A 9,099-nucleotide genomic window follows, 5' to 3' on the forward strand; every position below is an offset into this window, starting at 1 on the left:
CAGAAAACGAAACAGGAATAAAACTCGACCTCGTCCTGCTTCACACGGTGGGGGATTTTAGGCGACCACAACTGGGGAAGTTTCAACTGACCGTCCGGGCTCATGTTTAAACAAACCTTAAAGCATGCGCACATGAGCTCCTCGCTTGCAAGGCTGAGGCCGCATCTCGGTAGTGGTACTGACGCACGACCGTGTCGCTCGTCCGACGGCACGTCGGAAGAATTACGCAATGCTATCCGTCACGGCGGGTAGTACGGGCGCGAGGCAAGCTTGGCACAGCCGGCCGCAATCTGGGCGCGGCCGCCGTGACTCGAATACGTGGCGGGATTCTGTGACGACGACATGTGGTGGCAAGCCGGTGCTTTAACGCGCGCTGTCAACATACTCGACGCCTTTCCGAGCGTTGCCGTGCTGGCCGCGCGCATTGTGGTTGGCGAATCGGAGTTGCTCGACGAAACCTGCGAGGCCATGAAAACCAGCCCGCTCGGCGCGTAGGTCTTCCCTGGGCCAGCGGTAATCGGGTTTTTGGCCGGAGCGAGCGTGTTTCAGGCCACAGTTTTCAAGCAGGTCGGCGGCTTTGAGCCGCGGCTTTTATTGGTGGTGAGCAAGAACTTGTCTCACTAGACATACTGCCCGTGAGCTCATGATCGTGTACGCCGACGACGTCGTCCTTCACCACCGCCTCTCCGCGCTACGTGACAGTGCATTGCGCCGGCGTATGCTCGCGCGCAATGCCGCATGGACAGCATGGCTTCGGCTTCCGGCCGCCGAAGCGTGCGTAGTGACGCGTCGTGCGCTAGCCGCCATGCGCGCAGAGGGTACGCTGATGCACGACGCGAGCGCAATGCTGGCTGGTCTGCCTTGGGCATTCGTGCATCGCCGCGTGATCTCAAGGAACGTTCGTCGCATACGCGCAATCGTACATGCAAGCGAAGCTAGACGGTCAGCTGGCAATTAGTATCGTTTGCATTGCCCAAGGAGGCGTTGACCCGGGATAAGAAGGTCTGCTGATAGCGCGCCTTCACCGCGCTAGCGCAGCGGCGATGGTTCATTAATGTGAAGAGAGTTCGCTTACGTTTCTTCCCTGACGGTGACGCTCTCATAACTATTCAAGCCGCGCGGACTCACGCGGTAGTTCGTCAACTAGCGTTCCGGGGTAGCGATATCGCCTTGAATTATTGATTGCGCCATAGCTTCCGCGGCCGCCACTCCTTCGTGCTTCGACGGAAAGGGGCCGAGCGGCGGAGCACCCTCAAATGGGAATAACAATCTGTTGTCTGGCTTTCGAACCACTTTAAGCGTCCCGAAATAGCCGCCGCCCGAACTCGGACGGTACGACGCATATATCGCGTAGTCATCAGCCGTCGCTGCCCGAAGCGGTGACAAAACTTGCTTACTGTGCAAAAGCTTAGGTTTTCCAATCCTCTTACCAAAAGGCATGACTTCCCCCTCAAATGCGGTGCCGCGTCTCCTCGCCAGAATTCATAAACCTACTCTTGAAAGCAATCATGGCTTCACGTCAGTGCGTGACCTAGTTAGCAAACGGCATGCCGTTCTAGAGGCTCGGGTGGACCAGCCGATGCGAAGAGGGATCTACTCCTGCGGTGGTCGACAACTTCGAGCACTTTTGCGCCTATTCGGGCTGCGATCTGGGCAACTTGGGCGAAGCTAGCATTCGTGAGTGCGCGGCCTGACCGTCGACAAGCAGACCGGCCGTCGAGAACAAGGTCACCCATGAAAAAACTGGAAGCGTCGCCCTCGCAAAGGTAGTTGCTCGTGCAACCCATCTCGAAGTCGCGTGTACGCGTTGCAGCCGGCGCGGCCGGTACCGATTGGCGCGCCTCGTCGAGCAGTTCGGCGGCGATTTGACAAAGAAGGCCCGCGCAACGGCGGGCCAAGATGGAACGATCTACAACACGTGCCCCCAAGCCCAGAGGACACGCATCACCGAATTAGCAAAAGGCAAGCCCGCCGACGTTATCACCTATCTACACCAAAACACGCCCCTCGCTCGGAATAAAACTTAGTGCGCGTTGGTCCGATGATCGGTGCTTTACGTACAGGTTGCACATCTTGCTTGCAGCACCGCAGTGACTAAAATATAGATGTTTCTCCGATACGAGACATCACCTCCTGTGTAACCCTGCCCGCCAACGAGGCGGGCTTGTTTTTTGTAGGCATCGGGGCAAGACGATCTACAACAGTCGAAGCACAAGGAGTAACTGAATGGCGCAAGCTCCCCCTCTCAATCCCCGCGACGAAGCCGAACCCGGAACGCCCGGCAGCGGCGAAGACCTGTGCCCGGTTTGCGACGGCAGCGGCACCAAGGACGGCACCAAGTGCGAAGCATGCGGCGGCACCGGCAAGGTGGTTCAGGGCATCGGCGGAGGCTAAGAGCAGAGTGTGACCCGAGGCCCACGTCTCGATCCACGTGACGCCGGCAATCGTCCGCGAGCATCGCCTGATGGCGCACGCCGGATCCCACCGGCGCGCGCTGGGTCGTCGGTGCGGGAATGCACTTGGAACGCTCGCCGCGCCGCTCGAACTTGGCGCACAGTCAGTTTGAAGCGGCCGTTGCGCGAGCCGGTTGGCCGACTGCCCGCGACGCCCTCCCTAGGGGCTGACGCGCTCGCGTGCGCGGGCTTGCCTTTCTTGCAGATAGATAATAACCCTTGAAAAGCCGTCAGCTCGACGAGTTCAGCTCGGACGTTGCCGAATAAGCATGGCCTGCTGCGGCGGGCACCTAATTTGAATTGAGAAGTTGAGATGGCAAAGATTATTCAGATCGCGTGCAGTCAGTCGCAGGGCGGACAACAGATTGAACAGCAGTTCGTTCGCGCTGACCGACGAAGTCCAGCTTTTCCGGCTGCATGATCAGAAGTTGGCTTTTCCCAAGGGCGCCAACCGGGAAGTCGGTGTGTGGTCGGCCTTTTGGCGCCCGATACCGTCCTTGGATGTGACGATCCCCGTGTTTGTCCCGCTGGTCGCGGGCGTGACTGAGCGCGACGTTCGTCCGCACCTTGACGCCGATCGTGTCGAGCGCGCGGCGGCGAACATAGGCCGGGGAGCAGCGGGCTTGAGCGTCGATGCGCCGCACACGTGATCGCCAGCAACACAATCGTGCCCGCTTAGCGGGTTTTCTGTCTGGGTCAGGCGCAAACGAATTCGACGCGCTGACATAGCAGATCGGTCCGCCGAGGGCCTGGCGATTGTAGAGTGGGGGACGCACACACGGGAGGGGCGGAATCGGGGGCGCTGGCGCGCGCTGCGACGTCGCAGAAACCGTACTCCAGAAAGACGAATCGCGTGCGAACGATGACGAGTCGTTGATCCAGGCGACTTTAGCCGTCCTTGAAGCAGAGGCACTTTTTGCGCGGCGAAGCAGAGGCCATCAACGGGATGCCGGAGGACCAGAGATACGCAGCCTTTCCAGCCCGGCGCGCGCTGGGCGACGCGCCGATCATATGGGGTGACGCGATCGCGGCCGGCGACGCTGCCCGAACCGATCGCGGCGCTCGGGTACCAAAAAAGGAAGACGCTCTACGACATGCTGTTTCGCACCAGCGCGCAGACGCTGCGCTCGATCGCCGCCGATCCGAAGCACCTGGGCGCCGGGATCAGGGTCATCTCGGTCGTGCACACGCGGGTCAGACTGCGGTTTAGGCTAATACAAAGTCATGGGACGACAATCATTCTGACGGCGCCCTTCGTCGCGCCGGTGGTAGTGCCGAGTTACAGTCCAGCGCCGTATAGCGGCGGCCAGGCGTCCGGCTGACTGAAGGCACGCGGCCGTCTGCCGGGCCGCCCTATGGCTATGCGGCAGGCGTGAAGCTTTGTCCCTGCCGATCAAGTGCTCCAAGCCGGCATCGACGCGTCACTGAATTGGCGGCACCACGCCGAGCTTTTCAGCCAGCATCCTCTCGTATACACCGAAGTGCAGATCGACCTCTTCCTGCGTGACCACGGTCACGGAAATATTGACCTGTGCGGGCTGCAGGCCCAGGACCGTCGCGATCGCCGCTTCCAGTTGCAGCGCGCATAGCCGATCGTCGGCGAACGTGGTTCCGACAGCAATCTCGTAAGCGGATTCCTGTCGGCATACCACTTCAACCAGCCGCGCACGCGCGCTCATGTTGCTGTCGATCGCCAGCCGGATGACCTCAACCGTCGTTCGCATCGCGTCGGTCGGGAAGCCCTTTGTTGAGCGCAGCCGGATCCGGTGCCGGCCAAGGGTTAGCCAATCGTATTGGAATTCCATGGTGTCCTCGGATGATCCCGTCAGGGGCGTCGTGAAGATAGCATGCGGCCACCCGAATTCAAGAGCAGAAAGTCGCAATACCCCTTGAAATTTCTGCTCGGAATCCTACCTTGAATTCCGCTCAGGCAGTCGCGCCGGCAATCCGGCGCGCTGCGTGTTTCGATTTGTTGCCCGCAGCACGGCAGATGGACTAGAGCGCGTAGCCGGTTCGTCTTCCTGCTGGTTTGAAGGAGGAAGTGACCATGAGCGATCTCTACTTCGGGACCGACCTTTTCAGCGATTTCGACCGTCTGCAACGGCAGATGGCGAGCCTCTTCGGCGGTTTCCCATCCAGCATCCGTTCCGGGCGCTTCGGCGCCTTCCCCGCAGGTCAACATCGGCTCGACCGACGACTGGATTGAGATCGTCGCGTTCGCGCCGGGTGTCGATCCGGCAAACCTCGAGGTATCGATTGACAAGGGGCTGCTTACCATCAGCGGCGAGCGTGGGACTGCACGGCCGGAAGCCGGCGACGACACGCGTACCTATGCGCAGGAGCGGTTCACCGGCGCTTTCCGGCGCGTCATCGAACTGCCGCAGCACGCGGACCCCGACAAGGTCACGGCGCAGTACACCAATGGCTGCCTGACCGTGAGCATCGGCAAGCGGGAGACGTCAAAGCCGCGAGCCGTCACCGTTCAATGAAATCCGTCGCGGAACTGAGGAGGACATCATGAGCGACACGACAGAACTTGCCAGGAAAGATGAAACGGCGGCGGCCCGCCGAGAAGACGACCAGTCACAACGCCGGGTCACGCTAACGCCGCCCGTGGACATCTTTGAGGATAGACAGGGAATCACCCTGTGGGCGGATCTGCCCGGCGTTACCAAGGACCGACTCGATGTGAAGGTGCACGACGGCAACCTGTACATCGAGGCCGAAGCGGTGGTACCCACGCCGGCGGGGCTGCGCCTGCAGCACGCGGAGATCCGCCAGCCTCGCTTCGCGCGCGCGTTCTCCCTGGGGGCTGACTTCGACGCATCGAAAATCGATGCAAACCTGAAGGACGGCGTGCTGAAGCTGACCATACCGCGCCGCGACGAAGCCCGGCCGCGACGGATCGAAGTGCGTACGAACTGACGCCGGCAGGCGGGCAGCAACGACAGGAGGAAATCGGTGGCGGTCATCTGGCCGCCACCTCCAGACTGCGCAGGCCCGGATGCAACGGTCATACAGGAATGCTGGCGTGGATACACAGTCAAGGACGGGCGATGCTGGTGCTTGAGCCAGTATGGGCCGGTCCGTTCCCGATACCAGTCGCTGCCGTATGACACTCGCGCGCGCTGCGCAGAACCGATCACGCGCCAAAACTAACGTCTTTTCGTAGCGTGCCTAAATCAAAAGGTGACATCAACTTCCTTGCATATCGGCATCGTTGCTACTACAACGGTAGAGGTCTCCCTCGCGTTTTAACCCGACGTGATGGATTGCCCGCCCGATGCGGGCTTCTTTTTTTGCGCTCTCTGTTCATCTAAATTACGCATTACGTTCTCTTTGAGGGCGCATGCCCCCGCGCGTGCGTCCACGCGCTGGCCCAGCGAACGGCCTGCTGCCGCTCCACCACCAAGGTGGCGTTCTGGAAGCGCTCTACGGCCGCGCTAACGCGGCATCCGATGTAGATTGTTCGTTCATTACGGTCGCGCGTTGTCATGGTACTCCCCACTTCGGCGCCTATTAGTTCTGAATAGCTACAAAACGAACGTCAGAAACCACCCATTGCTGACAGGCAAAGCCCGCTTGTGCGCCCGCGCGCTTTGACTGTCAGCACCGAGGACACAATATGGACTTTGCAGAGCGCCTGCGCCTCGCGATCCTAGAATTTGAGTGTATGACTTTTAGCGAATTTTCCCGGCTAATCGGAATGACTCCCGCTAACTTCTGTCGGATATTGAGCGGTAGGTATCAGCCGAGCTTTGAGACCGTACAGGCCATCGTCAAAAACTTGAAGAACACGGACTTACGATGGCTGCTGGTGGGCGAGGAGATGCGCAGGGCGAAGCGGGGGCGCTAACGTGCGAGTAGAGCCCTCCGCTCATGCGATTGCCTGCGGCTGGCGCAATGCGGCGACGTCGTGCGCATTCCGCCTCACGCGTGCACCTCCTGATCCTTGCGCGGCCGCCCGCCCTTCTTGCCGTTCTCGCGCGCAGCGGCCGACTTCGCTTCGGAGCGCGTCGAGCCCGCCACGCGGGCGGATTGTTTCATCCAAGCTTCGGAACCGTAGATGCCTTCGAACAACGCGGGCACGTACACATCGGCGTCGAGGCGTGGGAAGTGTAAGCCCCACCCTGCCGGCGTGATCTCGATCTTGCTGAGGTCCGCCGGGCTCGCGCCTGCAAGGCCCTGGATGAGATTCGCAGGCAAGGTGAGCGTCACGCCATTGCTGAACTCGGCCTCGATCTTCCCGATCGAGGGGCGATAGCGCGCGGCGACCGCGCACGGGCCTGCCTCCTTCCCGGCCTTGCGAGCGGCGGCAATCGATTCTTTAGTAATGGCCATGATGCTTCCTCCTCGGACGGCTCGCGCGACTGCCGTCTCATCACGAATACAAACACGAACCCGTAGCCCAAAGCGATGCGCAGCCAACCCAAGGTGCTCCCGCGTTTCGGAAGAAGACGGCAACAGAGCTCCGCCGGGGGAGAATATGAATACGGGAAAGGTTTCTGCCCCAACGATGTATCAAATAGCGCGGCTCATCGAGCCCGAGATCGCCGTCTTTTGTGCCGCATGGGGGCGGATGACGCTGCCGACTGAGACACGTGCTCGGCCCCATTACTCGCTCCTATGGGCTCAGCATGCTTTTCAGGTCATAAAGCGGAAGTGCACCCGTGACCATCTCGCCGCTCGCAAAAATAATCGTGGGTGTGATCTTTATGCCTAGGCCTCGCGCCAAATCGAGATTGCTGTCGATCGGTGCGCCAGCGCACGTGTGGCCTCGTGCCGGAGGGCGCCCGTCGAGCATCCAGCGACGCCAAGTCGCCTCGCGGTCGGATGCACACCAGATTGCAGCTGCCATCAGCTTCGAATCGGCTGTGAGGATCGGAAACAGGAACGTATAGATAGTGACATTGGACAGCTCGCTTAATCTGCGCTCGAGCGTCCTGCAATAGGGACAATAGGGATCGGCGAACACTGCCAGCTTCCGGCTCCCGCTACCGCGGAGGGTCTTGATCGCGTGACTGAACGGCAAACTGGCAAAGTCGACGTGCCGGTCTTGCATTTGCGTCGCGCTCGCTTCATCGTGCGCCCTCGCCGTCGGACCCGGTAACAGCAGTGCCGAACTGATGATTAAGGCGGCAGCGCACACGCCAAGCATGGACCTAAGTTTCATCGAGGTGCCGCGCTGGTAGAGCACGTAATAGACGCGGCCTACTGGCCGCAATGATCATGCGGCGCGCCGCGACGATGTGCTGGCTGCATCCGCAATCATTCCTTGCCTCGGACCACGCTGCCCAGCGATGGCTCAACGAGAACAAGACGCTTCAGCTTACCTGTTTCAACTCATCGAGGTCGACGACGCCGGTTTCGCTTGTGAACGCAAGTGAGTGTCCGTGGCTTTGCTGCTGCGATACGCCGTTGATCTGGTGACCGCCGCTGTCATAGGTCCGAACGCTGCCGTGCTCTTCGATCAACAGCCGATGCTTTTCGGCAAAGAACGCGTAGCGCACGCTATTTTGTGAACCGCTCGAAGACGCGTGGCCCAAATCGTCAGGCCACCACTTTTCCATCTCAGGCATGGGTTTCATCGGCTCCATGGGCTTCATGGGTTCGATCGGTTCCATGGGTTTCATCGGTTCCATCTTGTGTCCTTTTGGCAAACCGCCGCAGGTCGCCGCTACTCATCTATCCTGCGGCACCCGCCGCTTCGAGCAAGGCAGGTTCGTTGCGGCGCTCGAATCGCGTTCGCGTGTCTACTCCAACCGCAATCGCTATACCCGTGCGAAAAGAAGCCGGCGGCCGCGGAATCGTCCTCGTAACCCGCGTACTTCCGAGTCGCGACTTTCATCGCACCCGTGCGCCAAATGCGAACGTCCTGCCATCGCGGCCGCGCAGTGTTAGCTGATTCGGTCGGTCGCAGCCTCAGCCCGTTAAGTAGCTGGAGGGGGTATCGTCCCAGCTTAAATGCTCGTTGATCGTCTGTCTCAATCGAGTGGCCGTGCGGTGACTCGACAATCCAGGCAGGCTCTGTTCTTTGGTTTTTCCCGCAACGAGAGGTCGGGACGCATAAGTGTCGCGCAACAAACGGGGACTTTCTTCGGCGGCCGAGATATCGAGATGCAAAGCGCGAGCGCATGCACACGCCGAAAAATTTTGTCGTGAGTCTACATAAATAGTATTATCGAACGAACGTTCGATTGCAGTTCGGGGCGTCACCGCATGAAATTTCTATGCGGAAACTGCTCGCCGCGGAGCTTCAAAAGAAGCCCGTGGCGTCAGGTTACGCGACGGTGCCACCCACGCAGCGCGACACAAGGAAACGCAACCACCGTCCGATTTGTTGAAATGTCGTGCGACTCCACGCCTGATCAGACGAATTATTAGGGATGGGGCGCTCCCTAAGGTGGCCGCTAAAGGCCAGCGACGCCGGAAGATGTGCCGGCGAGTAGGCTCCTGAAGATCTCGCGGGCTTCCAACCCAAAGCGCCAAGTACCAGAGGTCGCTTATTGATTTACAATAATTCCTATTGGAACATCGACGCGAGGCTCAACATGGTCGCAGATACGAGAACGTTGACGGCACAGGTGCCCGTCGAACTTGCTCAGGAAGTAGATGCGTTGTCGGAGCTTCTTGAGCGGCCCCGCCA

At 60.1% G+C, this 9,099-nt stretch carries 9 protein-coding genes and 2 pseudogenes; 6 read left to right on the forward strand and 5 right to left on the reverse strand.

Annotated elements, in window-relative coordinates; genetic code table 11:
* The first annotated feature begins 342 nt into the window (after window positions 1-342).
* Window positions 343-495 carry a hypothetical protein gene (locus AWB81_RS46080; protein ID WP_159939003.1) on the forward strand — a complete coding sequence of 51 codons (153 nt, stop codon included), beginning with the start codon at window positions 343-345 and terminating at the stop codon, window positions 493-495.
* Between the two features lie 648 nt (window positions 496-1,143).
* Here the strand turns inward: AWB81_RS46080 and AWB81_RS48595 are convergent.
* Entirely contained in the window at window positions 1,144-1,440 is a 297-nt protein-coding gene (locus tag AWB81_RS48595) for a DUF6723 family protein (protein WP_327373240.1), read from the reverse strand.
* Between the two features lie 786 nt (window positions 1,441-2,226).
* On the opposite strand from AWB81_RS48595, the gene AWB81_RS46615 reads away from it, so the two are divergent.
* The 3 genes and pseudogenes from AWB81_RS46615 to AWB81_RS49205 form a co-directional block, all read left to right on the forward strand.
* Entirely contained in the window at window positions 2,227-2,394 is a 168-nt protein-coding gene (locus AWB81_RS46615; RefSeq protein ID WP_200822614.1) for a hypothetical protein, read from the forward strand.
* 424 nt (window positions 2,395-2,818) lie between these two features.
* Complete coding sequence (locus tag AWB81_RS38030; protein ID WP_062643224.1) at window positions 2,819-3,103, forward strand: hypothetical protein; 285 nt, start codon at window positions 2,819-2,821, stop codon at window positions 3,101-3,103.
* A gap of 387 nt (window positions 3,104-3,490) precedes the next feature.
* Window positions 3,491-3,643: pseudogene (locus AWB81_RS49205) on the forward strand (IS91 family transposase); the annotation flags it as partial.
* A 231-nt stretch (window positions 3,644-3,874) separates the two neighbouring features.
* On the opposite strand, the gene AWB81_RS38040 reads toward AWB81_RS49205, so the two are convergent.
* Window positions 3,875-4,258, reverse strand: coding sequence for a hypothetical protein (locus AWB81_RS38040; RefSeq protein ID WP_062643228.1), 384 nt, complete (start codon window positions 4,256-4,258; stop codon window positions 3,875-3,877).
* A gap of 242 nt (window positions 4,259-4,500) precedes the next feature.
* Here AWB81_RS38040 and AWB81_RS38045 point away from each other — a divergent pair.
* Together AWB81_RS38045 and AWB81_RS38050 are read left to right on the forward strand one after the other, a co-directional pair.
* Window positions 4,501-4,942: pseudogene (locus AWB81_RS38045) on the forward strand (Hsp20/alpha crystallin family protein).
* 28 nt (window positions 4,943-4,970) lie between these two features.
* Window positions 4,971-5,378 carry an Hsp20/alpha crystallin family protein gene (locus AWB81_RS38050; protein WP_062643231.1) on the forward strand — a complete coding sequence of 136 codons (408 nt, stop codon included), beginning with the start codon at window positions 4,971-4,973 and terminating at the stop codon, window positions 5,376-5,378.
* Between the two features lie 1,005 nt (window positions 5,379-6,383).
* Here the strand turns inward: AWB81_RS38050 and AWB81_RS38060 are convergent.
* From AWB81_RS38060 to AWB81_RS38070, 3 genes are all read right to left on the reverse strand, one after another.
* Window positions 6,384-6,794: a DUF2442 domain-containing protein gene (locus AWB81_RS38060; RefSeq protein ID WP_062643236.1), complete on the reverse strand. Its 411-nt coding sequence runs from the start codon at window positions 6,792-6,794 to the stop codon at window positions 6,384-6,386.
* Window positions 6,795-7,077: 283 nt separating this feature from the next.
* A complete protein-coding gene (locus AWB81_RS38065; protein WP_144444313.1) occupies window positions 7,078-7,650 on the reverse strand; it encodes a DsbC family protein in 573 nt (190 codons plus the stop codon).
* A 127-nt stretch (window positions 7,651-7,777) separates the two neighbouring features.
* Complete coding sequence (locus AWB81_RS38070; RefSeq protein WP_062643241.1) at window positions 7,778-8,095, reverse strand: hypothetical protein; 318 nt, start codon at window positions 8,093-8,095, stop codon at window positions 7,778-7,780.
* Window positions 8,096-9,099 lie beyond the last annotated feature (1,004 nt).

The sequence above is a fragment of the Caballeronia arationis genome, assembly GCF_001544975.2.
GTDB classification, from domain to species: Bacteria; Pseudomonadota; Gammaproteobacteria; order Burkholderiales; family Burkholderiaceae; genus Caballeronia; species Caballeronia arationis.

What these genes read in the sequence shown, in the direction of transcription:
- AWB81_RS48595 (WP_327373240.1), bottom strand. Translation starts at nt 1,440, where the DNA reads ATGCCTTTTGGTAAGAGGATTGGAAAACCTAAGCTTTTGCACAGTAAG.
- AWB81_RS38060 (WP_062643236.1), bottom strand. Translation starts at nt 6,794, where the DNA reads ATGGCCATTACTAAAGAATCGATTGCCGCCGCTCGCAAGGCCGGGAAG.
- AWB81_RS38050 (WP_062643231.1), top strand. Translation starts at nt 4,971, where the DNA reads ATGAGCGACACGACAGAACTTGCCAGGAAAGATGAAACGGCGGCGGCC.
- AWB81_RS38040 (WP_062643228.1), bottom strand. Translation starts at nt 4,258, where the DNA reads ATGGAATTCCAATACGATTGGCTAACCCTTGGCCGGCACCGGATCCGG.
- AWB81_RS46080 (WP_159939003.1), top strand. Translation starts at nt 343, where the DNA reads ATGTGGTGGCAAGCCGGTGCTTTAACGCGCGCTGTCAACATACTCGAC.
- AWB81_RS46615 (WP_200822614.1), top strand. Translation starts at nt 2,227, where the DNA reads ATGGCGCAAGCTCCCCCTCTCAATCCCCGCGACGAAGCCGAACCCGGA.
- AWB81_RS38070 (WP_062643241.1), bottom strand. Translation starts at nt 8,095, where the DNA reads ATGGAACCGATGAAACCCATGGAACCGATCGAACCCATGAAGCCCATG.